The organism is uncultured Sphingomonas sp., from assembly GCF_902806265.1.
Lineage (GTDB): Bacteria > Pseudomonadota > Alphaproteobacteria > Sphingomonadales > Sphingomonadaceae > Sphingomicrobium.
Genome location: NZ_CADCVZ010000028.1, coordinates 13,474 through 38,408 on the forward strand (window position 1 = coordinate 13,474; position 24,935 = coordinate 38,408).

The following is a 24,935-nucleotide window of genomic DNA, read 5'->3' on the forward strand; positions in this document are numbered from 1 at the left end:
CGATCCCGATAAGAAAAGGGGCACCCGAAGGCACCCGGAAAGCGCCGCCCGATAGCCGCTGGAGGACAGGTCGTCAACCGGAGGCAACCGCGCGGCGCAAGCGAGCGTTGACGGCCAAACACACTAGGGAGGCTTCATGCGTGCGATCCTGCTACTGCTCATCCTGCTGATCGTGGTGGCCATCGGAGCGATCGCCACCGGCTTCATCAACATCAACCAGACCCAGGCGGCAGCGGCCCCCGAGATCGACGTCAACCAGTCGGGCGTGGTGGCGTCGGGCGGTCAGGCGCCGCGGTTCGACGTGGAGACGGGCAAGATCGGGGTCGGCACGCAGGAACGCACGGTAAAGCTTCCCGCCATCGAGGTGCGGCCGGCGGACGGTGGCGCGGTGCCCGCGCAGCAGCAGCGGCAGCAAGGCGCGCAGCCGCAGCAGGAGGGCGCGCAGCCGCCGCAGCAGAACGGGATTGCCACGACCAACGCGACCCAGCCCTGACGACTGACTCGGCGACCGGCTTGCGCTAGCGCGGGAAGCAATGAGCTTCCCGCTTCCCCTGCCCATGCGCCGCGCGCTCGACCTTGCAGCTGAGGCCGCGATCGCTGGGGAGGTGCCCGTTGGCGCGGTAATCACCCGTGACGGGAAGGAGATCGCGGAAGCGCGCAATGCCATGCGTTCGGGCCTGGACCCGACCGCTCATGCCGAAATGGTGGCGATCCGGCGGGCGGCCGAGGCGCTCGGTACGCCGCGGCTCGACGGCTGCACGCTATGGGTGAGCTTGGAGCCCTGCGCGATGTGCGCGGCCGCGATCGCACTCGCCAGGCTCGACGCGCTACGCTTCGCCGCGGAGGATCCGAAGGGTGGGGGCGTGCTTCACGGCCCGCGCGTGTTCGGCCAGCCGACCTGCCAACACCGTCCCGACGTGCTTGGCGGGATCGGCGAAGCCGAGGCGGCGGCGCAGCTACGAAGCTTCTTTGCTGAGCGGCGCTAGAAAGAAGGACGCCCCGGCACCGGCCGGAGCGCCCTTCCTGGCACGCTGATCAGGACCGTCCAGCGGCAGCGTCAGCCTTGAGTGCGCAGCGGCACCACCCGGATCTCCACCCGCCGATTCGCCGCGCGGTCGGCCTCGGTCTGCTCAGGGCTGACCAGCAGTTGGGTTTCCCCGAAGCCGCGGGTCGCCATGCGCGCCCGATTGACCCCGCGTGAGGCGAGATAGCTGGCAACCGACTGTGCCCGCCGTTCGGACAGGCCCTGGTTATATTCATAGCTGCCCGACGAGTCGGTGTGGCCCAAGACGTCGATATAAGTTTGCTGATATTGAGCCAGGGTGGAGGCAACCTCGTTCAGCGTGGACTGGAACTGCGGCTGAACGTCGTAGCGGTTGTAGGCGAAGGTGATGCCCGAGGGCATGCGCAGCACCAGGTCGTCGCCTTGGCGGATCACTTCCACGCCCGTGCCGGCGGTTTCTCTGCGGAGCTCCGCCTCCTGCTGGTCCATGTACCGGCCGACGGCCGCGCCCGCGAGCCCGCCGATGCCTGCGCCGAGGATCTTGGCGGTGCGGTCGCTGCGTCCACCCACCACGTCGCCCAGGAGATAACCGCCCAGAACGCCGCCGATCGCTCCAAGCGCAGTGTTGGACAAGCGGCGGTTACCGGTTTCCGGATTGGTCACGCAGGCCGAGGTGGCGAGCAGTGCGCCGCTTAGGGAAAGCCCGGTCATGGTTCGGGTGAGGCGATACATACAAACTCCAGGAACAGGAAACGACTGCGGGTGAAACCGGCAGCATGCGGCGATGGTTCCGGATGCGAACCGATCTTGTGCTTGCTGCCGGGACCGGCGACCGGCTAAGGCGACTGTCTTCGATGAGCGACCACCTGCTCCCGTTCCCTTGGACCGACCTGTTCATCATCCTCGCGCTGATCGCCGTGAACGGCGTTCTGTCGATGAGCGAGCTGGCGATCGTGTCCGCGCGTGAAGCGCGGCTGAAGGGCCTCGCCAAGGGCGGCAGGGGCGGAGCGCGGACGGCCCTTGCGCTTGCTGCCGATCCTGGGCGCTTTCTTTCCACCGTTCAGATCGGCATCACCCTGATCGGCATTCTAGCGGGCGCCTATTCGGGTGCGAGCTTGGGCGAACCCGTCGCCCAGCGACTCGCGGCCACCGGCCTCGAACCGGACACGGCGCGCCGCGTCGGCTTTGGCTTGGTAATCGTGGTCACTACCTTCGCCTCGCTGGTGATCGGCGAGCTGGTGCCCAAGCAGTTCGCGCTACGCACGCCCGAACCGATCGCCGTGGCCATGGCCCGGCCGATGCTGTGGCTGGCCAAGGCCATGGCGCCGTTCGTGTGGCTGCTCGACCAAACCAGCGCACTGATCTTCCGTGTGCTGGGCCTGAACCGCGAGAATCAGGACCAGGTCACGGCCGAGGAGCTGCACATGGTGGTTGCCGAGGCCCAGACCGCCGGCGTGCTGGAGGAGAATGAGCGAGCGATCATCTCGGGGGTGGTGCGCCTTGCGGATCGGCCGGTACGCGAGGTCATGACCCCGCGGACGGACGTCGACTGGATCGACATCAACGCCTCGCCCGACGAATTGCGCGGCGCGCTGTCCGACACCCCGCACAGCCGCATCCCGGTGGCGGACGGAACGGTGGAGAACATCGTCGGGGTACTTCGGGCGCGCGATCTGCTCGACGCGATGCTGGACGGGCGCCCGCTAGATCTGCGGGCGCTAGCGCGCAAGGCGCCCGTGATCCCGGATGTGATGGACGCCATGGACGCCTTGTCCGTGCTCCGCTCCGCCGAGGTTCCGCTGGCGCTGGTCCATGACGAATATGGTCATTTCGACGGCATCGTCACGCCCGGATCGATCCTAGCGGCGCTGGCGGGCTCGTTCGCCAACGACATGGAAGACGAGGACCCGCCGCTGGTCGAACGCGAGGACGGCAGCTGGCTCGTGTCCGGCGCCGCCAACGCCGACCTGCTGGAGGACCGGCTCGGCATCAGCATGCCGACGGAGCGCGACTATTCCACCGTTGCCGGCTTCGCCCTCTCGGTCCTGAAGCACCTGCCCGAGACCGGCGAGCGGTTCGGGCACGACGGCTGGACGTTCGAAATCGTCGACCTCGACGGCCGCAAGATCGACAAGCTGCTCGTGACCCGCAGGGCGCCTCGCTTGCAGGAAGCCGAAGCGCTTCTTTAGCCTTATAGCTTTCCGAACTGCGCCTCGTACCCGGCATGATCGCCGCGGGCGAGGTAGCCAGCCTGTTCCACCACCCGGTCGCGGGTCAACCTTCCCCGGAAGGCGCCGAGATCGGCATCAATCCGCTGCACGTCCTCGCTGCCGAGCGCGGCGATCTGCTCAAAGCGGACCAGTCCCTTGCTTTGCAGCAGTCCCGCCAGCTTGGGGCCGACGCCCTTGAGCTTCTGCAGGTCGTCGGGAACGCCCCTGGAGCCTGGCAGGTGGCTGTGCACGGGCGCACCGATGAACTCGCCGGTGACGTCGCTGATTGCCGCCGCGGCCTCGTCCGCCAAGTCCTCGCCTTCGCCGCCGCCGTCGCTGTCGTCCGGGCTCGGTGGGTCAACCGTAACGGGTGCTGGGGTTGGCATCGGCCGGGACACTTCGGCCGTTTGCGCCACTGCCATGTGCGGTCGGACCGGCGCTTCGTCCTTGGTCAGGGTGACGCGCTGCTTGGGCCGGAAGATCAGAAAGCCGGTGATCAGCCCGATTGCGACCGCAATCAGGATCACCGGCCAGTAAGCGGCCCACAATTCACTCATTTCCATCCTCTCGCTTGATAACGCAGGTGCAGATAGGTCAGCCAGGCGGTGCCCAGCCCCAGCAAATAGCCGAGCAGCGCCAGCACCGCCGCTTCAATGAACAACGGGATCATGACCGGGTTTCCCTTGGCTGCAGGGAGGCCGGGTCCCACTCGACCGCGGCGACTCCGGGAAGCTCACCCATCACCCGGACCAGCTCGCCCCGCTGGAAGTCGTCGGCCGGGCCCGACAGGACCAGGGTGCGGCTGAGCGGTCGATCCTGCAGCTGCGCCTGCACCTGGAACATCTCGTTCCGGTCGAGCTCGGCCCGGGCCTGCCGCTCGATCTTTTGCTCAAGCCTCTGCGCTGCACGGAGGGGGCCATGGTAGACCTCGGCCGCCGCCACCGCGGCCAAGGCTCCCACCAGCAGCATGGCTTTGCGTTTCATGTTCCTTCCCGCTCCAGTTCGCGCCAGCCGATGTCGCGGCGGCAGAAACCGTCGGCGAAGTCGATCGCGTCAGTCGCTCGGTAGGCGCGCGCCCGTGCCTCGGCCAGCGTTGGCCCACGCGCGGTGATCGCCAGAACCCGTCCGCCCGCTGCAAGCAACGCGCCGGAGCCATGCCGCGCCGTGCCGGCCTGGAACACCGTTACGCCCTCCACCTGCTCGGCCGCTTCGATGCCATCGATGACACAGCCCTTGCGCGGAGTGCCAGGATAGCCCTCCGCAGCGACGACCACCGTGATCGCGGTCTCGTCCGAGAGCTCTGGCGGAGCGATCTCGGCCAGCCTGCCGGTGGCGACCGCCAGCAGCAACTCCGCGAGATCCCCCTCGATGCGCGGCATGATCGCTTCGCATTCCGGGTCGCCGAAGCGAACATTATACTCGATTAGCTTGGGGCCCTCGTCCGTCAGCATCAGCCCGGCATAGAGCACGCCGCTGAACGGCCGGCCCATGGCCACCATCGCCCGGGCGGTCGGCAGGACGATCTCCGCCATGGCCCGCGCCTGCAGCTCCGGCGTCAGCACTCGCGCCGGGCTGTAGGCGCCCATGCCGCCGGTGTTCGGGCCGGTGTCGCCATCACCGACGCGCTTGTGGTCCTGGGCCGAGGCGAGCGGCACCGCAACCTCGCCGTCCACCAGCGCGAACAGACTGGCTTCCTCGCCATGGAGGAACTCCTCGATGACCAGCGGAGCATTGCCGATGTCGGCGATCGCGGCTTCCGCTTCCGCCCGGGTTTCGGCGACCGTCACGCCCTTGCCCGCGGCCAGGCCGTCCGCCTTGACCACTAACGGCAGGGAGAAGCGGGACAGCTCGGCAAGGGCCTCCTGGTCGCCGTTCGCCCGCACATAGGAAGCGGTGGGGATTACTGCTGCGGCGCATAGGTCCTTGGTGAAGCCTTTGGACCCTTCGAGCTCGGCCGCGGCGGCATTGGGACCGAACACTGCGATGCCCGCGGCCCGGCAGGCATCGGCGACCCCGGCGACCAAGGGCCCCTCCGGACCCACAACGACCAGGTCGATGTTCGCACTTCGGGCGAGCGTCACTACATCGGCTGGCGAGCATGGATCGATTGCGACACACTGCGCCCAGCGAGCAATGCCCGGATTTCCCGGCGCCGCTAGCAGCCGGCCGCAGCTTGGCGATTGCCTCAGCCGCCAGGCCAGCGCATCCTCGCGCCCGCCCGACCCCAGCAGCAGAATATCAATGAGCTTCCCCGAAGACACGCCCGGCCTCCTAGCGCAGACCGCAGGAGGCGACAATTCGCCGCCGCTCACCGTTGCGGAGCTTGCCGGAGCCGTGAAGCGGGCGGTGGAAGCGGGCTTCGGCCGGGTTCGCGTCCGCGGCGAGATCAGCGGGTGGAAGCGCCACAGCTCGGGCCACTGCTATTTCACCCTCAAGGACGACGAGGCCTGCATCGACGCGGTGATCTGGCGTTCGGGTGCGACGACGCTGGCGTTCCGGCCCGAGGACGGCGCCGAGGTGATCGCGACCGGCCGCATGACCACTTACCCAGGCCGCTCCAAGTACCAGATCGTCGTCGAGCGCATGGAGCTGGCGGGCGAAGGCGCGCTGATGGCGCTGCTCGAGCGGAGGCGCCGCGCCCTCGCTGCCGAGGGCCTGTTCGCGGCGGAGCGCAAGCGGCGGCTGCCCTTCATGCCACGCGTAATCGGCGTGGTGACCTCGCCCACCGGCGCGGTGATCCGCGACATTCTCCACCGGCTGGAAGACCGCTGCCCGACGCACGTGGTCGTCTGGCCGGTGCCGGTGCAGGGAGAGGGCGCTGCGGCCCGCATCGCCGCCGCCATTCGCGGCTTCCCGGCGATGAGCCCGCGCCCCGATCTGCTGATCGTTGCGCGGGGCGGCGGCTCAATTGAGGATCTATGGGCCTTTAACGAGGAAGAGGTGGTGCGCGCCGCCGCCGAGTGCCCGATCCCCCTCATCAGCGCGGTCGGGCATGAAACCGACACGACCCTGATCGACCATGCGGCCGACCTGCGCGCGCCGACCCCTACTGCCGCCGCAGAGCTGGCGGTACCGGTCCGTGCTGAGCTGCGCGCGCAGTTGGACGACCTGCTTGCCCGCAAGCGGCGCTGCCTGCAGCGCCGGGCCGACCTCGCCCGCGAACGCCTAGCGCTGACCGCCTGCCGGTGGCCGCAAGCTGACGGTTTGCTGGACGTCAGGCAGCAGCGGCTGGACGAGGTGGCCGCGCGGCTGCCGCGGGCGCTGACGGCGCGCACGCACAAAGGCGAGGCGGCGATGAACCTGGTGGCGCCGCGGCTGCAGCCGAGCCTAATCGCTCAGCGGATCGCCCGCTCCGCCGAGCGGCTGCAGGCAGCCTGGAAGATGGCCGAGCTCGTTCACCCCGAACGGCCGCTGAGCCGCGGCTTCGTGCGGGTCACCGATCGCGCCGGACGAACCCTGACTCGCGCCGCGGATGCCCGTTCGGCGCGCGACCTTTCTCTGCACTTCGGCGACGGCCGGGTGGAGGCAAGCACGGGCGACATCGCCGCTCCGCAACGCCGGGTTGAGCGCCGGCCGCGCCCCTCCTATCTTAACCCGCAGCCGTCCTTGTTCGACGGCGAGGAAGCTTGAACATGCTGATGCAAGGCGGTCGCCGGGAGGCGCGCGTACATTATATGGCCGGCACCTTTCGCTTGCTCTCGGACGGAGACCACGTTCGCTGCGCGGTTACCGGCGAGCGCATCCCGCTGGAGAAGCTCCGCTATTGGAACGTCGCCCGGCAGGAAGCCTACCGCGATGCCCACGCCAGTCTGGCGGCGGAGGGAACGACCTAGCGGACCTGTCGGACCCTGATTGCCGGCTGCCGATCGATGTTGGCAAGGAAGCTTCCCAGAACGCCCTTGCGGATGCGAATGGAGCTTCCAGGCCGGGGCGCACGGGCAAGCTCTTCGCTGTCTGCCTGAATCCACGTCGCCTCATCCTCAAGCGTGAGGCGCCAGCGCCCACCGGCGTTGTTGACCGATTTCAAGCGTGAGTTGATCTCGGTAAACTCGGGCCGTTTCGCATCCCCGCGGTCGATGATTACTACTTCCCGCGTGCGTTCAGCCTCCACTAGCTGACCCACTTGCGTGTCCAAGCAACGTAGCCGTGCCCCCGCGTCATCGATACGACGGCATTCGATGAGTTTGGTCAGGATTTCCGGCCGTTCGCTGCCTTGTGCCGCCGCTGCTGCCGGAACCGCCGCTGCGATAACAGCCACTCCCCACTTCATAGCCAAGTCTCCTGTGCCCACTCCAGCCCGTGTTACCGCAGCCCACCGGCGATGCCAGTGTTGCATCTTGGAGACATGTCGAAGCAAAGCTCTTGAGCAAGGTGCCCGCGGGTTTACACCTCGGCCAGCTGTATTGCATCAGCGCGCCGACGGGTGGGAGGAGCTAGCCTCATGGCGGGTGTCTTTTCCATTCAGCTGAATGTTCGGCTGACCCAACGTCTTTCGAGTCCAAAAGGGAAACTCAGTGGAAACTTCGTTCAAGTTCATGAGCCTTGCTAGCGTGGCTCCGCTCGCGCTCGGTGTTGCATCCTTGTCCACGCCGGCTGCGGCCCAGACGCTGGGAACCCAGTCGGACCAGGCCCAGACTCAGGATTGCCCGCAGCGCGATGCCAACGGCCAGTGCGTAGGCGCAACGGCCGATGTCCCAGCTCCGGCAGAGGCTGGTCAGACCGAGGAAACGCGGGCGGCCGCCGGTCAGGCGACCAGCACTGAGCAGGGTGACGAGATCATCGTCACGGGTTCGCGCATTGCCTCGCCGACCATCACGTCGGTCCAGCCCGTTCAGGTCGTCAGCGACGTCCAGATCGATCAGGCTGGCGTATCCAACGTCCAGGACATCCTGCTCGAAAACCCGGTGTTCGGCACGCCGACCCTGGCCCGTACCAACACCGCGTTCCTCACCTCGGGTACGGGCGTCGCGACCGTTGACCTGCGCAACCTGGGTTCCGACCGCACGCTGGTACTGGTCAACAGCCGCCGCGTCGTCGCCGGTCTGCCCGGTTCGGCAACCGTCGACCTCAACGTCATCCCGCAGCAGTTCATCCAGCGCATCGACATTCTGACCGGCGGCGCGTCGTCGCTCTACGGTTCAGACGCGGTCGCGGGCGTGGTCAACTTCATCTACAAGGATGACTTCCAAGGCGTGGAGGCGAACGCTCAGTTCGACATCACCGAGCGCGGCGACACGCCTGGTCGCCAAGCGAATGTCACGGTCGGCGGCAACTTCGCCGACGACCGCGGAAATGTGATGGCCCACATCGGCTACACCAAGCAGGGTCAGCTTTTGTCGCGGCAGCGTCGCAACACTCGAATCGATGATCTTGACACCTTCTTCAACATAACGGGTGACCCGGACGACTACGGAGTTCCGGCGGAAGGACGCTTCTCCGGCTTGCCGCCCCAAGGCGTCTTCACGGCAGGGGGCTGCCAATTCACCTTTGGCCCCGGAAACGTTTTGGAGCGGGGCTTCAGCCAGAACGGTGGGACGATCACCCCCGGTCAGGCAGCGGCTTGCGGAGTGGCGCCGGGTACGGCACTGGACGCACGAGGCTTCAACCGTCAGAATTTCCGCACCATTGCGGTGCCGGTCGAGCGTTACCTGTTCGCTGCTCGGATGCACTATGACCTGGCCGACGACGGCGTCCGGTTCATCGGTGAGGCGACCTACTCCAATACCAGTGCGCGCCGTAACATCGAGCCATTCGGCTTCACCTCGGCCGGCAGCACCGGTGCTTTCCCGGGCACCGGCGGCCAGGCTCCAATCGAGACCCGCGTCCCGGTGGCGGGTGCGCCCGGCACTTTCGAGATCGTCCGCAATCCGTTCGTTCCCGACGAAATCTTCAATGCCGCGACCGATACCAACGGTGACGGCCTGCGCGACATCGGCTTCTCACGCCGTTTGCTCGAATTCGGCAATCGCCGCAGCGAGACCACTCGTGACTTCTACCGCTTTGTCACTGGCTTCGAGGGCGACCTGTTCAGCGACCGGTTCCGCTGGGACGCGACCTACAACTTTGGGCGCACCATCGAGAACCAGAGCGGCAACGGTCAGATCAACACCGTCAATTTCCGGAATGCCTTTTCGGCTATCCCCGGCACGGATGGTCCGGTCTGCGCCGACCCGCAGGCCCGAGCCCAAGGCTGCGTCCCAGTCAACATCTTCGGCCAGGGCACCATTTCGCAGGCTGCTCTCGACTATCTGGAGGCCGAGCAGACCTTCCAGACCCGCATCACGCAGCAGGTTCTCCAGGCCAACCTGTCGGGTTCGCTGTTCGAACTGCCTGCGGGTCCGCTGGGCATCGCAGTCGGCGGCGAGTACCGCAAGGAGTCGAGCTCCGAGAACAACGATGCGTTGACCAACCAGGGGCTGAACGCCGGCAACGCGCTTCCCGACACCTCGGGCTCGTTCAACGTCAAGGAGGCTTACGGCGAGGTCAACGTGCCGATCCTTGCTGACCGGACCTTCTTCAACCAGCTCAATCTGCGCCTCTCAGGTCGTGTCTCCGACTATTCAACGGTGGGCACCGTCTACAGCTACAGCGGCGGCGTCGAATGGTCGCCGGTTCGGGACATTCGCTTGTCGGGTACCTACGCCCGCGCGGTGCGTGCTCCGAATGTCGGCGAGCTGTTCACCGGGCCGTCGCAGACCTTCCCGTCGGTGATCGATCCATGCATCGGCGTGACGCTGACCACTGGCGGAACCTTGGGCACCCAGTGCCGCGCGGCACCGGGCGTGCTGGCGAACATCGCTGCAAACAATGGTGTGTTCACCGTTAGCCAGTCCGATCGTCAGGGCGTTAGCGGCTTCAACAGCGGCAACCCCAACCTGAACGAGGAAAAGTCCGACTCGTACACGGCAAGCGTCACGATCAATCCTCGTTCGATCGATGTCCTTCGCAACACCGTGCTTCGTGTCGACTACTTCAACATCAAGATCGAAGACGTGATCTCGGCGCCGCCGCGCGCGTTCATCTTGACCCAGTGCTACGTGCAGGGCGATCCCCTCTATTGCTCCTTCATTCAGCGCCGGGCGACCGCCACCGCAGTCAACAACGCCGGTACGCTGGAGTTTGTGAACGCGGCTTCGGTCAACGCGGGTGAGTTCGCAACAAAGGGTTTGGACTTCACCCTTACTCAACGGCTGCCACTTGGCGGTCTCGGGGTACCGGGGGTTGTCAACGCCCGTCTAGCCTACACTCACGTTCTGGATGGCTACCTCATCCCCCTGCCCGGTGCAGAGAAGGACGTGTTTGCGGGCGAGATCGGGGCCGCCAAGAACCGCTTCACAGCCAACGTCGGTTACTCGGTGGATCGCTTCAACCTTAATCTCACCGGCACTTACATCGGTAAGTCGAGGGAAGACGATCAGACGCTGGCAGCATTCGACCTTGAGCCGGACGCAATCAAGATCCCGGCCCAGTTCTATCTGGATGCACAAGCCTCGTTCAAAGCAGCGGACCAGTACGAGTTCTACGTGGGTGCCGACAATTTGCTCGACAACAACCCACCGAACATCTTGACGGGTTCGCCCTTCAACACGACGGGCACGGACACGAATGCGGGTACGTACGACGTGTTCGGACGGCGTTACTATGCGGGTGTGCGCTTCCGCTTCTAAGCCACGCTGCGCGGCAGGAAAAAGTAAGCGGCGGAGGGGCGACCCTCCGCCGTTTTCTTGGGTGCTAGCGATTCCGCGGCATCTTCAAAGTTCCGACGTGCTCTTCCGGGTCTCAATCTTCAGTGAAGACGGGCGCTAGCCGCCCCTTAAGCTGACTGGTCCGGGGCGCGGATCGGTCGGTTGCCGGGATCCCGCCACAGTTGGATGCTTGCCGAAAGAGGCTGCCGCGCTTGCGCCGGAGCGGGTCGGCCGCTTGCTGAAGCTGGCGGCCATCTGCCGCGTGCCCGGTAACTCCCTGGCGCGCTGAACCCAATTCGATCGGGCGCTCGTGCTGTCGCCGCTCGACTTGTTCGCACTGCTCGCCCGGGCGGTGTCGCTGGAGAACATGACGGATGCTCGATCGGGCAACGTCAGGTCATTCGTCGAAAGCTGTTGGACAGGACGACCAGATACCAGCACCCTTCAGCCTTCGAACAAATCGGGAGATCGAAATTGAATCTCGTTTTCCTTGCTGCGATGCTCACCACCGCGGCTGTGCCTGCAGCCGCTCAGGTGGCCGCTACAAGCGCCGCGCCGGCGCCCGCCAAGACGGTCAAGCCTGCCAAGAAGATTTGTGAGCGTGTAGAAGAAACCGGTACCCGGCTGGGTGGCCGGCAGGTGTGCTTGACCGCGGAGGAATGGCAGGCCCGTCGCGCGAACGACCGGACCGAGACTGAACGGGTGCAGCAGAAGACCGGTTACAAGCCGGCCGGCTGATCCTTGGGCTCAGGCGGGCTGGATCGCCAGTCGGCCGTCGCCTTCGTCTACCCGCACCGTCTGCCCGTCCTTGATCTCGCCGCGCAGGATCCGGTCGGCGAGCGGGTCCTGCAGATACTTCTGCACCGCACGCTTGAGCGGCCGGGCGCCGTAGACTGGATCGTAGCCGACCCGTCCGAGCCAGGCGCGCGCCGCGCCCGTTAGTTCCAGCCTGATCTTACGGTTCTCAAGCAGCTTGCCGAGCCGGCCGACCTGGATGTCGACAATCGGCGCCATGTGGGTGGCCGACAGCCGGTGGAACAAGATGATCTCATCCAGGCGGTTGAGGAACTCCGGCCGGAAATGGGCGCGGACCACCTCCATCACTTGCCCCTCGACCTTCTCGGCGGGCTCATTTTCGCCGAGTTGGGCGAGGTACTGGCTGCCCAGGTTCGAGGTCAGGATGATCAGCGTGTTGGTGAAGTCCACCGTCCGGCCCTGACCGTCGGTCAGCCGGCCATCGTCGAGCACCTGCAGCAGCACGTTGAACACGTCGCCGTGCGCTTTTTCAACCTCGTCGAATAGCACCACCTGGTAGGGCCGCCGCCGGACTGCTTCGGTCAGCACGCCGCCTTCCTCATAGCCGACGTAGCCCGGAGGCGCGCCAATCAGCCGCGCGACCGCATGCTTCTCCATGAACTCGCTCATGTCGATGCGAACCATGGCAGCGGGATCGTCGAACAGGAACTCGGCGAGCGCCTTGGTCAGCTCCGTCTTGCCGACACCGGTGGGGCCGAGGAACAGGAAGGAGCCGAGCGGCCGGTTGGGGTCCTGCAGCCCGGCGCGGGCGCGGCGGACCGCGGCGGACACGGCCTTGACCGCATCCTCCTGGCCGATCACCCGCGCGCCGATCGCCCCTTCCATCCCAAGCAGCTTTTCGCGCTCGCCTTCCAGCATCCGCTCGACCGGAACGCCGGTCCAGCGGCTGACCACTGCGGCGATGTCCTCACCCGTGACCTCCTCGCGCAGCATGGCGTGCTGAGTGGCGCTGCGCGCCTCCTCCAGCTGCTTCTCGAGCTGCGGAATGCGCCCGTAGGCCAGCTCGCCGGCCTTGGCGAGGTCGCCCGAGCGCTGCGCCTGGTCTAGTTCGATCCGCGCGGCGTCTAGCTGCTCCTGCACCTTGCTCGAGGCGGCAATCTTCTCCTTCTCGCCCTGCCAGCGTCCAGTCAGCTCGGCCGACTGCTGCTCGAGGTTGGCAAGCTCGCCTTCCAGAGTCCCGAGCCGGTCGCGCGACGCCTCGTCCTTTTCGCGCTTCAGCGCCTCGCGCTCGATCTTGAGCTGCATAATACGGCGGTCGAGGTTCTCGATCTCCTCGGGCTTGGACTCGACCTCCATGCGGATGCGCGAAGCGGCCTCGTCCATCAGGTCGATCGCCTTGTCAGGCAGGAAGCGGTCGGAGATGTAGCGGTTGCTGAGCGTCGCCGCGGCTACGATCGCCGGATCGGTGATCGTGATGCCGTGGTGCAGCTCGTACTTTTCCTTAAGCCCGCGCAGGATCGAGATCGTGTCCTCCACGGTCGGCTCGCCCACGAACACCGGCTGGAAGCGCCGCTCCAGCGCCGCGTCTTTCTCGACATGCTTGCGGTACTCGTCGAGCGTCGTCGCGCCGATGCAGTGGAGCTCGCCGCGGGCCAGCGCCGGCTTCAGCAGGTTGGACGCGTCCATCGCGCCCTCGCTCTTGCCGGCGCCGACCAGGGTATGCATTTCGTCGATGAACAGGATGATGTCGCCCGCGGCCTGCTTGACCTCGTCCAGCACGCCCTTGAGCCGCTCCTCGAACTCGCCGCGATACTTCGCACCCGCTATCAGCGAACCCATGTCGAGCGACAGGAGCCGACGCTCCTTGAGCCCGTCCGGCACGTCGCCGTTGGCGATCCGGATGGCGAGCCCTTCGGCGATCGCGGTCTTGCCGACGCCCGGCTCGCCGATCAGCACCGGATTGTTCTTGGTGCGGCGGGCGAGCACCTGAATGGTGCGGCGGATTTCCTCGTCGCGGCCGATGACTGGGTCGAGCTTGCCCGCGCGCGCCGCCTCCGTGAGGTCGCGCGCGAACTTCTTCAGAGCATCGTAGCGGTCCTCGGCGCCCTGCGTGTCGGCCGTGCGGCCGCCGCGCAGCTTATCGATCGCGGCATTGAGGTTCTGCGGCGTCACCCCAGCCCGGGCCAGCGCGTTTGCCACATCCGTGCCCTTGGCCAGCGCCATTGCCAGCAGGATACGCTCAACGGTGACGTAGCTGTCGCCGCTCTTCTTGGCGACCTCACCGGCCTGGTCGAGGATGCGGATGGTATCGCCGTCGAGCGCGGGCGCACTGGTGGCGCCCGAGCCGGTCACGGCCGGGATCTTGCCGACCAGCACGTCCGTCTCGCGCTGCGCCGCCTTGGCATCGCCGCCGGCCGCCCCGATCAGGCCCGCGGCCATGCCCTGCTCGTCGTCGAGCAGCGCCTTCAACAGGTGCGCGGGCGCGATCCGCTGATGGTGCTCGCGCACGGCAATGGTCTGCGCCGCCTGCAGAAAGCCCTTGGCGCGATCCGTAAGCTTATCGAAATCCATGAAAGCACCTCCCCTTCGCCCGGCTAGTTAGTGTTGCACATTGGCAACACAAGTCCTCGCGGCAAGCTTATCTCCGCCTTAATCGGTCAGGCGCCATTGTTCGCGGGGGAGCGGCGGCCGTGTATCTGTCCAGGATCGAGATCAAGGCGGGGGAGCCTGCCGGTCATCCCCCGCACGCGGCGCGACAACTGCCGCTCGCGGCCATTCTCCTGCTCGCGGTTCTGTTCCTTGGAGCGGATGCCCACAATTCGCCAATCGTGAAATGGGACGAGTCCCGCAACATCATCAACGCGCTCGAGATGCGGATCACGGGATGGAGCCTGGTCACCACCTACGACTTCAAGCCCGACCTGTGGAACACCAAGCCGCCGCTGATGATCTGGCTGTTGAACGCCAGCGTGACCCTGTTCGGTCCAACGGAATGGGCGTTGCGACTCCCTGCGCTGCTGGCAGGCTTGGGCGCGCTGGTCGCGACTTACATCTTCACGCAGCGGGTGAGCCGCTCGCAAGCGTTGGGTGTGTTCGCCGCCGCTATCGTCCTGCTCAGCCCCGGCTTCTATGGGGTGCATGGAGCGCACACCGCCGACTACGACGCGCTGCTCACCTGCTTCACCACGGCCTACCTCGCTCTGCTGTTCCGGATGGCGACGCGGCTCAGGCCGTCTCGCGCCACGGCGGTGGCAGCCGGAGCATGCATCGCCGGTGCCGTGCTGACGAAAAGCAGCGCCGGCCTGATACCGGGCGCCGGCGTGCTGGTCTTCCTACTCGCGAGCGGACGGCTGACGCGGGTGCTCGCCTTGCCCCGCACCTGGCTAGCGGCTCTAGTCGCTTTCGTGCCAGTGGCGCTCTTCTACGCGGCGCGGGAGGCGGTTGAGCCGGGTTACCTGCGGGCCGTGCTCCACAACGAGTTCGGCGGGCGGTTCGGCGGATCGCTGATCGGGCGCGAGGAGCCCATCTACTTCTACGTGCGCGACATGTGGCAAGGCTGGTTCTTCGCTGCTCCGCTGGCCCCGCTGGCACTGTTCGGGTGGCGCGAACTTCCGGGCAGGCAGCGCTTCCTGGTTGCCTATTGCCTGTGCACCGGCCTTTCCCTGCTCGCCGTGGTGAGTTTCGCTTCGACCAAGCTGCCGCACTACGCGTTGCCAGCCTATCCGCCACTGGCGATCGCCGCCGCCCTGCTCCTCCATGGCACGTGGAAGCGGGCTGCGGGCATGGTCACCACCGCATCGCAGCGCGTCCTACTAACCGTCCTAGCGGCCTTTTTGCTCAGCCTCCCGACCGTCAGGACCCTGTACTGGCGTGCCGTGTCACTGTCGCAGGAGCACCGCGGGGCGGAGTCGCGCTACGGGCAGCTGTTCGGCAGCCTCGCAGCGCGAGGCATCCGCGAGGCCACCGTGGTCGAGCCCGGCACTCGGCTACGAACCTGGCACGACTATGCTCCCGTGCTGCGCTCCTACGAGATGCTGTGGGCGGAGAAGGGCTACCGTTTCCAGCGCGGTTCGGCCGCCCCGATCCTGGCGAGCTGTCACGCCGAGACCGTCGCCAAGCTGATTCGCTCAGGTCCGGACCTGTCCGGGGTGCCTGGATGCGTCGCGGTGCGCCGTCCCCGCGCAGATCGAACCGCGCGACCGGCCATCAGGGCCGCGGTGCGAGCGGATCGGACGCAGGAGGGCCTGACAGCACCGGCTGCGACTGGGGCTGCGCAGCTTGCGCGGCAGCCGCGGCGACCGGCGACGCCGTTGGCCGGTGCGCCACTTCGTAGGAACGCGGGCAGGCCAGTGCGCCGGAGTTATTGCGTCCCCAGGTCCTGAACTTCCAGCTGTCCACGTGGAAGCGCAGCTTGGAGTAGAAGCCCAGCCCGACATTATAGCGCGGGCCCTCCAGCGCATGGATCGCGCAGAGCTGCCGCATCAGCCCGTCGCGGCTGATCGGCCGAAGCGGAACCAGGTCGATCGCCGACAGATGCTGGTGAACGCTGTTGGCCGCGCCTCCAGCGCAGCGGTTCAGCAGCGGGTTGCGGTAGGCGGAGACGGGCTCGACGGGCCCAACCACGGGGATCACATAGTCGCGCAGGTAGCGCAGGGTCTGGACCACGTTCGCCCACTCGGCGAGCGGCGGCACGTCGAACGGCTCGGCCCCGCACCGCTGCCAGTCGCTGGCGGTGCGCAACAGCTGCCAGGTCGGCACCACAAAGGCAACGCCCGCTCCGTCGAGATAGCGGTGAAACTGGCCGATATGAGCCGAGCGAAAGGGGCGGGCAGCGATCCAGCGCCGATAGCCGGGCTCATCCTGCCCGGCGGTGACGTAGGGCGCCGCGGGCTGCCAGGGCACGTAAGGCGCCTGCCAGGTCGCACCCGGTGGGCTTGTCGGGAACGGCACCTGCCCGGCGGCGGGGGTCGCCAGCAGCAGCAGCAGCAGCAGCGAGGAAGGGAGGGCCCGGCGCATGACGACTGAAACATGGAGGAGTTGGAACGGGTTGAAAAGTGTTTCCTCCGCGGGCAGGCCGGTGCCCATGAACCAGCCAATCCAGGTGGACCTTCCCCACAGCCTCGGCCGCGAGGAGGCGCAGCGCCGGATCGCGGCCAACATCCACAAGCTCCAGGGCTTCATTCCAGGGGGCGCGCAGGTGACCAGCGCTTGGGCCGGCAGCCGGCTGGATATGACTGTGGCCGCGCTCGGGCAACAGGTGGCGACGCAGATCGACGTGGAGGAGCGGCATGTCCGCTGCCGCATCGAGCTGCCGCCCATGCTGGCGATGCTCGCCAAGCCGATCGAGGCCATGTTGAAGTCCAAGGGCGCCGAGTTGCTGCTGGAGGACAAGACCAAGTAAGCGCCTTGCGCGACGAAGCTGCGCCGCTACCCTCCGGCCACCAACCGAAGGGGACGTGCATGCGGCAGTTCGCGGTAATCGGGTCGGGGCCCGCCGGCTTTTATACGGCCGAAGCGCTGTCCAAGACTTACGGGGATGGCGCGCGGGTCGACATCCTCGACCGGCTGCCGGTGCCCTACGGGTTGATCCGCTTCGGCGTCGCGCCCGATCACCAGTCGATCAAAGCGGTCGCCAAGCGCTATGAAAAGGTCGCGCTGGAGCCCAGCGTGCGCTTCCTCGGCAATGTTCACCTCGGCGCCGATGTGTCGGTCGAAGAGCTGCTGCACTATTTTGACGCGGTTGTGCTCGCGACCGGCGCGCCCAACGATCGGCGGCTCGGCATTCCCGGAGATGACCTGCCCGGCGTGATCGGCTCTGCGGCGTTCGTCGGCTGGTACAACGGGCATCCCGACTTCGCCGACCTCCGACCACCGCTCGATGTGGAGGGTGCCGCAGTGATCGGCAACGGCAACGTCGCACTGGACGTCGCCCGCATCCTAGCCAAGACCAACGACGAGTTTTCCGGCTCGGACATCGTCGACCATGCGCTTCGGACGCTGACCGGTAGCAGCGTCCGCACCATCACCGTGCTGGGCCGGCGCGGGCCGCATCAGATCGCGATGACGCCGAAGGAGCTGGGGGAACTCGGCCATCTTCAGGCGGCGGCTCCGCTGGTCGATCCGATCGACCTGCCTCCGCCAGAGGCCGACGGCATGCTCGAGCCGGGACAGCGCAAGTCGGTCGCACACCTGCGGCACTTCGCGGCCACTCCGCCGGACAAGGCTAAACCCAAGCGCATCGCGTTCGACTTCTTCGCCAAGCCGCTGGTGATCGAAGGCGACGGCCGGGCCGAGCGGGTGATCGTCGAGCGTACCGCCCTGGCAGCGGACGGCAACGCCCGCGGCACGGGCGAGACCTACGTGGTCGAGGCCGGACTGGTGGTCAGCTGCATCGGCTATGCCTCGCCGCCAATGCCCGGAGTGCCCTACGACGAGAAGCTTGGGCGCTTCCCCAACGAAGGCGGTCGCATCGCCGAGCGGTTGTACGCGGTCGGCTGGGCGCGGCGCGGGCCCACGGGCACGATCGGCACCAACCGTCCCGACGGCCAGGAAGTGGCCGAGCGGATTGCCGCGCTGTTTCCGCCCGCGGGAGCCCCGAGCGGGCGCGAAGGATCGGCCGGGCTCGACCGGCTGCTGGCGTCGCGCGGGTCCGATCCCGTGCGCTTCGCCGACTGGCAGAAGATTGAGGCGGCGGAGGTCGCCGCCGCCCGGGCCGGCGCCCCGCGCGAGAAGCTGGTGCGGGTGGAGGAGCTGCTCCGCGCCCGCAGACACTAGGCAGTTGCGCTCCCGCGCCGCGGAGCCTAAGAGCCACCCCGCCTTGGCTCCCGCTCCCAAGCGGGTTCCGGTCGGGGAGTAGCTCAGCCTGGTAGAGCACTGTCTTCGGGAGGCAGGGGCCGGAGGTTCGAATCCTCTCTCCCCGACCACTTACTTTCGTGAGCGACTGCACCGGGCGCTAACCCGGTCCTAACTTCCGGCTGATAAGCGCGAGCCTATGGCCAGCCCGCTCCCCACCGCAAAGCAGTCGGTCGACCTCACCGCGGCACCAGTGCGGGTTTCACGCATCCGCCGCGACCCGCCTCCGCCCGAGAGGAAGCTCTCCCCCCGGGATCGCGACGGCCGCGACCATCGGTTCGGGGTCATCGGCATTCTCGTGGTGGCCTTGGCGTTGTTCGTCATCACCCTCGGGCTCAGCAACGCCGCCGGCTGGTCCCCGCGGCAGTATGTGATCCGCTTGTAGCCGATCGATTACCCGGGAGCAGTCGCGGATCTGGGCGCGGGAGGGTTCCGCATACAAGGTCAATAGGCGGGTCGATCGCACGCTTCGAGTATCCCAAGGGATACTTGCCGATCGGCACCTCTCGGGTGCCCGACCCTTAGTGGGCGGCCCTGAGCGCCGGAGGGCTGCAGCTGGCGCCGGGCAGCATCAGTTCGGCTATCCGGGCGGCGGCTTCGGCTTGGCGGAACGGTTTGGTCAGCAGGGGCAAGCTTGCCATCTCGTCGCCGGCGAGGTTCGCGTAGCCGGTGGCAAGCAGAATGGGTTGATCGGGCCGGGCCTTCCTGATCTCGGCAGCCAGCTCGGTCCCGGTCATGCCGGGCATCAGGTAGTCGGTGATCACCAGATCGGGCTCCATCCCGGTTCTCAGCAACTCCAGCGCGTGGCTTGCGGATCCCGCTTCGATCACCGTGTGCCCGAGATCGCCCAGGATCTCGGCCGCGCTCAGGCGCACCAGTTCTTCATCGTCGACCAGCAGCACGAGCAGCGGACGGGTATGCGGGGAAGCGGCGACCGGACCGCCGACCCGTTCGGCGGCCACCGGCGCAACTGGCAGCCAGATCTCCGCGCAGGTGCCCTGGCCGGGTTCGCTGGTCAGGTTGAGGGTGCCGCCCGACTGCGCGGCGAGCCCGTGCACCATCGACAGCCCAAGCCCGGTGCCCTTGCCGATGCCCTTGGTCGAATAGAAGGGCTCGATGGCACGGGCGAGCGTAACCGCGTCCATGCCGGTGCCGGTGTCGGAAACTGCCAGCTTCAGGTAAGACCCATGCCGCAGTGCAGCCGGGTGTCCAGGTCCCACCTGGTGCTCGCTGAGCGCTATCGTCAACGTCCCGCCGGCCGGCATCGCGTCGCGGGCGTTGACCGCCAGGTTGAGCAAAGCCAATTCGAGTTGGCCGGGATCGACCTGCGCGGCGGATAGCTCCGGCTCCGCTTGAACCTCGATCCGGACCCGCGGACCGATGGAACGGGCAATGAGGTCGGTCATGCCTTCCACCAGCGCGACAGCATCCACCGCGCGAACTTCGAGAACTTGCCGCCGGGCGAACGCCAGCAGTCGCTGGACAAGCGTCTTGGCGCGGTCGGCAGCCTGCAGCGCTCCGCTGAGCAGGCGCTGGCTGCGGTCGTCCCCCTCCAAGCGGCGACGAAGCAGATCCAGGTTGCCGACGATCGGTGTCAGCAGATTGTTGAAGTCGTGCGCCACGCCGCCGGTGAGCTGCCCGATGGTCTCCATCTTCTGCAGCTCGCCGAGCTTGGCGTGGGTCGCTTCCCGTTCGGCAATCGCCTCCACGATGCGGGACTCCAGGGTCTCGGCCAACCGGCGCAGCTTGGCTTCAGCGGCGTGCTGAGCCGACACGTCAGTGTTGGTGCCGAGCCAGCGGATCACTCGCCCACCCTCCTCGCGGACCGGTTCGACCCGGGTCAGGAAGGGGCGGAACACGCCATCCGCGCCCCTCAAAGGGAAGGTCATCTCGAACCGCTCGCCGGTCGCGATGGACCGCTGCCAGCGCTCCTTGACCTCGGGCAGCACGCCGGGGTCGTGCACCTTCTCCCAGCCCCAGCCCTCCATCTCCGCCGGGGTGGTGCCCGTATAGTCGTGCCAGCGCTGATTGTACCAGCTGATGTAGCCGTCGGCATTGGCCATCCAGCAGAGCTGCGGCATGGCATTCACCAGCGTCTCGAAGTTCGCCTCGCTTTCCTTCAGCGCGGCCTCAGCGCGCCGCCGTTCGGCCCGCTCGGCAGCCTCGGCCAAGGCGCGGCCGACCACCGTCGGCAAGCGGTCGAGGCGCTGCTTCACGACATAGTCGGTTGCACCGCGCCGCATCGCTTCCACCGCGACATCTTCGCCCAGCGTGCCGGAGACGAAAACAAAAGGGATGTGGCCGGCAGCGACCCGCGCGATCTCCAGCGCGGCCTCTCCGTCGAAAGCGGGCAGGGCGTGGTCGGCGAGGATGAGGTCGTAGCTTTTCTCGCGCAGCGCTCCAGTGAAGCCGTCGCGGGTCCAGACGCGATCAATCTCGCACTCGGCGCCCGCCACCCTCAGGAACTCGCAAACGAGATCGGCATCGAGCGCGCTATCCTCCAGATGGAGGACGCGAACCGTCCGCCGAGCGTCGGAAAGCGGCGCGACTGGCTTCAAGCGGCGTGTTCGCTGCGCAGCCTGGCTCGCGGCGGAGGCGGTTCGTTCAGCACCGCCCAGAACATGCCGAGGTCTTGGATCGCCTCGAAGAACTGCTCAAAGCCGACCGGCTTTACGACAAAGGCGTTGACGCCAAGTTGGTAGCTGCGAACCAGGTCGCGCTCTTCACGCGAGGAGGTGAGCATCACCACTGGCGTGTGCCGGAGCCTGGGATCCTTCTTGATGTCTTCCAGGACTTCCAGGCCGTCCACCTTGGGCAGCTTAAGGTCTAGCAGGACTACGGCCGGGTCACCGGTGGTCCGGTTGGTGAACTTACCGCGCGCGTGCAGGTAATCGAGCGCCTCGGCCCCGTCCCGCGTGACGATCACGGCATTCGCCAGCTGACAACGCTCAAGCGCGGCCAGCGTCAGTTCGACGTCCTTGGGGCTGTCCTCGACCAGCAATATCGGCTTCAGCTCCGCCATCCGTCACTCCGTCCCAACCGGGAGCGCGAAGCTGATCATCGCGCCCTCGTCCATCTTGCCTTGTGCCCATACCCTGCCGCCGTGGCGCTCGATGATGCGCCGGACGTTGGCAAGGCCGATGCCGGTTCCCTCGAATTCCTCAACCCGGTGCAATCGCTGGAAAACTCCGAATAGCTTGGAAACATAGGCTTCGTCAAAGCCGACGCCGTTGTCGCGAACGAAATAGATGTGCTCGGCGGCGGCCGGCTCGCAGCCGATCTCGATCAGGCCCGGTGCCCGGTCGCGAGTGAACTTGATGGCGTTCGAGATGAGGTTCTGGAACACAAGCCGCATCATTGTGGGATCGCCGCGGGCGGGTGCGAGCGTCCCGATGCGCCACTCGATCGCGCGCTCGCCGATTTCCATGTCGAGCTTGCGGATGACCTCCGCCACCAGCGCGTCCATGTCGAGCGGCACCGGCGTGAGGGTCGTCCGCCCCATCTGCGAGTAACTCAGCAGGTTGTCGACCAGCGTTCCGGCGGATATCGCGGACTCGATGATGGTGTCGACGTAGCGGCTCGCTCGCTCGGTCAGCTGCTGGCCCTCGTTCGCCTTCAATAGCTGCGAATAGCCGACGATGTGGCGGAACGGCGCGCGTAGGTCATGGCTGACCGAGTAGCTGAACGCCTCCAATTCTTTGTTGATCGACACGAGGCGCTCGGACAAGGCGGCCATCTCCTCCGCCCGCCGGAGCACGATGTCGACGATGGCGGTGCGCAATTCGGCGGCCGCGTGGACCTCCGTCTCGTGCCACGGCAGCGAGCGCAGGCTGACCGTCTCCTTCCAGACCTCGAACGACTTGCGCGGATGCAGCCGCAGCCCGCCGGGGTCCAGCTCGGCCCGCTTGCGGGGCTCGCCGGCCCAGCTCACCGTTCGGATCACTTCCGGACGGAACCAGATCACGTAGCTCGCATGGACCTGCGAGATGGAGATCGCTAGCAGTCCGCTAGCGTGATCCTTCAGCTCATCGGCAGCCCGCATGACCGCCGCCAGATTGTCCGTCACGAACACGTCGTCGCCCCTATGCTGCGCCGCGAGCCACGAGGTGATCCGGTCGACTTCGACGGCGGCAGGCGTTTCGCCGATCAGCGTCGAGGTGCCGCCGAAGACCACGGCGGCACCCCGCGCATTGGCCAGGGCGAGGAGATCGTCGCCATGCTTGACCAGGCCATCGAGGAAGTGGTCCTCCGCCGCCATATGGCCGAGCAATCGTCCGACGATGATGCGGCGGTCGTGGCGGCGCTCCGCCAGGCTGGCATGTTCCTTGGCAGCCAGCTGAAGCGACAGGATCTGGCCGATGAAATCGCAGGCGGTGCGGACATGGTACGGCACCCGGTGCGGAGCGGCGTTGTGGCAGGAGATGAGGCCCCACAACTGCCCCTCCCGAAGAAGGGAAATCGACATGGAGGCGTGCGTCCCCATGTTGCGCATATATTCTAGGTGCACGGGAGATACGCTCCTCAGCACCGAGAGGCTGAGGTCGACCGGAGCTCCGGTCGACGGGTTGAGCGCCGGCTGGATGGGTGCCGGCTGGTAATTGGCGTCGGCGATGAGGCGCAGCCGGTTGAGGCGGTAGAGCTCACGCGCCTGGGCGGGGATGTCCGACGCGGGAAAGCGCAGGTCCAGGTAGGACGGCAGCGCATCGTTGCGGTCCTCGGCGATGACCGTGCCGTTCCAGTCTTCGTCGAACCGGTAGACGAGCGCGCGGTCCAGGCCCGTGATGCGCCGGACCTCCAGCGCCGCCAGGGACGCCAGCTCGTCCACCGACGATACTGCCTGCAGGCTATCCAGGAACTCGCGAACTACCGGATAAAGGTCCTCGAACGAACCCGGCTCGTCCGCAACCGTCTGCTCAAATTCCAGGACGATGCTCCCGGCCGAGCGATGGGCGATGGCATGGTAGGAGCGCCAGCCGCCGCCGTGGGCGAAGCGGACGGTTCCGAAGTGCGCAATGCCGGTGTCCGGGAGAGCGAAGTCGATGTGCTCGATAACTTGGAAGACGCTGGCCGGCAGGACATCGGCAAGAGACGCTCCCAGCCAGCCGTGCCCCGGTTGCATGATACGATCCGCGCCGCCCGCTACCTGCAGGATATTGAGCGTGCCCGGCTCCAGCACAAGCAACGCGCCATAGGGCTGGATGCTACCTGGGATATGGATCGGCTCGCGGTCGCAAGTGGTCAGGTCAAGCGAACTGGCGCCGGGGGCCGGCGCGGCAACAACAGCAGAATGCGTCAACGGTGTCTTTCCAGGCACGAAGCGAAATGTTCAAAGGCGAAATGCGCGCCTTCAATGAGCGGGGTCAAGCTTTGCTGTTCCGTGCCGAACGCCTCGAGCCGGTTGCAGAACTCTCGCCAGCGCTCGCCGTCCCCAGCCGTCCCCGCGAAGAAGGTGCGACCGGCGGGGGTCGGAAGCAGGTAGTCTAGCTGCCGAAAGATCACCTTGCCGCCCAAGCTCGATCCCACCAGCGTATAAAGGCAGCCGACGGCCCACGCGTCATCGACCGCTGCGACCGATTTACCGACCGGAGGAAGCTGCGCGTTTAGGGTGGCGAGATCAACTGCGAGCCGGTGCCGGCGCAGCTCGCACGCGTTCAGCAGGGCTTGGAGCTCCAAGCGTCGGCATCCCGCCGCGACGATGAACTGCAAGGAAGAATGATACGCGAACAACGCCGAGAGGAGCCGCGTGTAGTCGCTGGAACGCAGGCGCTGCTCGGCGATAGCGGCGAACGGCGGAGCGTCGTGCAGCGCCTCGTGAATGCTCGTGGTCTCAGCCTGGAGAGCCGATCTTGCCGGCTGCGCGCTTCGCTGCCGCGAACGTCTATCCGCAGGGTCCCGGAGCCTGGTCAACGCACTTGTCACGGGGGCGACTTGGCAGAAGTGCCAAGCCCGCGCCAGATTGCCGCGGGTCATTCACCGGCGAAAGGGCACGAAGTCGTTCAACCTGCAACCGGGGCCGGGAATGCGACTGATGGGGTCCATCGACCGGACACGGTCGCCGCGGCAATAGCTCCCTCCGACCGGCTCCACGATCAGCATATCGTTCGGCCTCATGCCGGCGCAGTCTTCGGAAAGGCGATTGACCCAGACCAGGCGGCCGCGGCCGTAAAGTACCACCCGGTCGGCGCCGAGCCGCAAGGCTTCGTTCTGCTGAATTCCGACGCAACGCTGCGGCGTTCCGGCCGTCCGGCCGGCGAGCTCCACGAGCGGCGCTGAGGCGCTCCTCGTCGGCGCCGGCGTGCAAGACATGGTGACTGCCGCCAGAAACGCGATGGCAGTTGACCGGCTGGAACCCCTGAATGCGAACATCCGCCAACTCCTGCCATCCTGCGTCATCGCAAACCTTCTTAGCAGATCAACAACTAATTGCCG

General features: G+C 66.7%; 22 protein-coding genes and 1 tRNA gene. 12 read left to right on the forward strand and 11 right to left on the reverse strand.

The annotated features are described in order from the left end of the window. Positions 1–136: 136 nt before the first annotated feature. Complete coding sequence (locus tag QZX62_RS06425) at positions 137–493, forward strand: hypothetical protein (RefSeq protein WP_294173042.1); 357 nt, start codon at positions 137–139, stop codon at positions 491–493. Between the two features lie 40 nt (positions 494–533). Continuing rightward, positions 534–986, forward strand: a complete 453-nt coding sequence (locus tag QZX62_RS06430) for a nucleoside deaminase (protein WP_294173043.1) — start codon at positions 534–536, stop codon at positions 984–986. Between the two features lie 71 nt (positions 987–1,057). Here the strand turns inward: QZX62_RS06430 and QZX62_RS06435 are convergent, their stop codons facing one another. Further along, positions 1,058–1,714, reverse strand: coding sequence for an OmpA family protein (locus QZX62_RS06435; protein WP_294173045.1), 657 nt, complete (start codon positions 1,712–1,714; stop codon positions 1,058–1,060). Positions 1,715–1,857: 143 nt separating this feature from the next. Here QZX62_RS06435 and QZX62_RS06440 point away from each other — a divergent pair, with 143 nt between their 5' ends. Further along, complete coding sequence (locus QZX62_RS06440) at positions 1,858–3,192, forward strand: hemolysin family protein (protein WP_294173048.1); 1,335 nt, start codon at positions 1,858–1,860, stop codon at positions 3,190–3,192. Between the two features lie 2 nt (positions 3,193–3,194). On the opposite strand, the gene QZX62_RS06445 is transcribed toward QZX62_RS06440, so the two are convergent. The 3 genes from QZX62_RS06445 to purD form a co-directional block, all read right to left on the reverse strand. Further along, positions 3,195–3,770, reverse strand: coding sequence for a hypothetical protein (locus tag QZX62_RS06445; RefSeq protein ID WP_294173050.1), 576 nt, complete (start codon positions 3,768–3,770; stop codon positions 3,195–3,197). 109 nt (positions 3,771–3,879) lie between these two features. Continuing rightward, complete coding sequence (locus tag QZX62_RS06450) at positions 3,880–4,197, reverse strand: hypothetical protein (protein WP_294173051.1); 318 nt, start codon at positions 4,195–4,197, stop codon at positions 3,880–3,882. Then, complete coding sequence (gene purD, locus QZX62_RS06455; protein ID WP_294173084.1) at positions 4,194–5,456, reverse strand: phosphoribosylamine--glycine ligase; 1,263 nt, start codon at positions 5,454–5,456, stop codon at positions 4,194–4,196. Before purD ends, QZX62_RS06450 begins: the two co-directional genes overlap by 4 nt. On the opposite strand from purD, the gene xseA reads away from it, so the two are divergent. Then, positions 5,455–6,843: an exodeoxyribonuclease VII large subunit gene (gene xseA / locus QZX62_RS06460; protein ID WP_294173052.1), complete on the forward strand. Its 1,389-nt coding sequence runs from the start codon at positions 5,455–5,457 to the stop codon at positions 6,841–6,843. The two genes, purD and xseA, sit on opposite strands and share 2 nt — an antisense overlap. A 2-nt stretch (positions 6,844–6,845) precedes the next feature. Further along, positions 6,846–7,046 (forward strand): DUF2093 domain-containing protein, encoded by a 201-nt coding sequence (locus QZX62_RS06465; RefSeq protein ID WP_294173053.1) that lies wholly within the window; start codon positions 6,846–6,848, stop codon positions 7,044–7,046. On the opposite strand, the gene QZX62_RS06470 is transcribed toward QZX62_RS06465, so the two are convergent. Continuing rightward, on the reverse strand, positions 7,043–7,483 hold the full coding sequence (locus QZX62_RS06470; RefSeq protein ID WP_294173054.1) for a hypothetical protein: 441 nt from the start codon (positions 7,481–7,483) through the stop codon (positions 7,043–7,045). The two genes, QZX62_RS06465 and QZX62_RS06470, sit on opposite strands and share 4 nt — an antisense overlap. A gap of 265 nt (positions 7,484–7,748) precedes the next feature. Here QZX62_RS06470 and QZX62_RS06475 point away from each other — a divergent pair, with 265 nt between their 5' ends. Together QZX62_RS06475 and QZX62_RS06480 are read left to right on the forward strand one after the other, a co-directional pair. Continuing rightward, on the forward strand, positions 7,749–10,880 hold the full coding sequence (locus QZX62_RS06475) for a TonB-dependent receptor (protein WP_294173056.1): 3,132 nt from the start codon (positions 7,749–7,751) through the stop codon (positions 10,878–10,880). A 492-nt stretch (positions 10,881–11,372) separates the two neighbouring features. Then, entirely contained in the window at positions 11,373–11,636 is a 264-nt protein-coding gene (locus tag QZX62_RS06480; protein ID WP_294173058.1) for a hypothetical protein, read from the forward strand. Positions 11,637–11,645: 9 nt separating this feature from the next. Here QZX62_RS06480 and clpB read toward each other — a convergent pair whose 3' ends face one another. Continuing rightward, the gene (gene clpB, locus QZX62_RS06485; RefSeq protein ID WP_294173062.1) at positions 11,646–14,225 is read right to left on the reverse strand and encodes an ATP-dependent chaperone ClpB; all 2,580 of its coding nucleotides are present in this window, start codon (positions 14,223–14,225) and stop codon (positions 11,646–11,648) included. 119 nt (positions 14,226–14,344) lie between these two features. Between clpB and QZX62_RS11845 the strand changes: the two genes are divergently transcribed. The 5 genes from QZX62_RS11845 (at position 14,345) to QZX62_RS06515 (ending at position 18,891) form a co-directional block, all read left to right on the forward strand. After that, positions 14,345–16,036, forward strand: coding sequence for a glycosyltransferase family 39 protein (locus tag QZX62_RS11845; protein WP_366926187.1), 1,692 nt, complete (start codon positions 14,345–14,347; stop codon positions 16,034–16,036). A gap of 701 nt (positions 16,037–16,737) precedes the next feature. Then, positions 16,738–17,055: a polyhydroxyalkanoic acid system family protein gene (locus QZX62_RS06500; RefSeq protein ID WP_294173067.1), complete on the forward strand. Its 318-nt coding sequence runs from the start codon at positions 16,738–16,740 to the stop codon at positions 17,053–17,055. A gap of 59 nt (positions 17,056–17,114) precedes the next feature. After that, entirely contained in the window at positions 17,115–18,428 is a 1,314-nt protein-coding gene (locus QZX62_RS06505) for an FAD-dependent oxidoreductase (protein WP_294173069.1), read from the forward strand. Positions 18,429–18,500: 72 nt separating this feature from the next. Then, positions 18,501–18,577, forward strand: a tRNA-Pro gene (locus QZX62_RS06510). Positions 18,578–18,645: 68 nt separating this feature from the next. Beyond that, a complete protein-coding gene (locus tag QZX62_RS06515) occupies positions 18,646–18,891 on the forward strand; it encodes a hypothetical protein (protein WP_294173071.1) in 246 nt (81 codons plus the stop codon). A gap of 136 nt (positions 18,892–19,027) precedes the next feature. Here QZX62_RS06515 and QZX62_RS06520 read toward each other — a convergent pair whose 3' ends face one another. From QZX62_RS06520 to QZX62_RS06540, 5 genes are all read right to left on the reverse strand, one after another. After that, on the reverse strand, positions 19,028–21,064 hold the full coding sequence (locus tag QZX62_RS06520) for a response regulator (protein WP_294173074.1): 2,037 nt from the start codon (positions 21,062–21,064) through the stop codon (positions 19,028–19,030). Then, positions 21,061–21,528, reverse strand: coding sequence for a response regulator (locus QZX62_RS06525; protein ID WP_294173075.1), 468 nt, complete (start codon positions 21,526–21,528; stop codon positions 21,061–21,063). Before QZX62_RS06525 ends, QZX62_RS06520 begins: the two co-directional genes overlap by 4 nt. Positions 21,529–21,531: 3 nt before the next feature. Next, complete coding sequence (locus tag QZX62_RS06530) at positions 21,532–23,802, reverse strand: ATP-binding protein (RefSeq protein WP_294173077.1); 2,271 nt, start codon at positions 23,800–23,802, stop codon at positions 21,532–21,534. Beyond that, complete coding sequence (locus QZX62_RS06535) at positions 23,799–24,413, reverse strand: biliverdin-producing heme oxygenase (RefSeq protein ID WP_294173079.1); 615 nt, start codon at positions 24,411–24,413, stop codon at positions 23,799–23,801. Before QZX62_RS06535 ends, QZX62_RS06530 begins: the two co-directional genes overlap by 4 nt. Before the next feature lie 63 nt (positions 24,414–24,476). After that, the coding region (locus QZX62_RS06540; protein ID WP_294173080.1) for a hypothetical protein at positions 24,477–24,935 on the reverse strand (459 nt) is incomplete at its 5' end.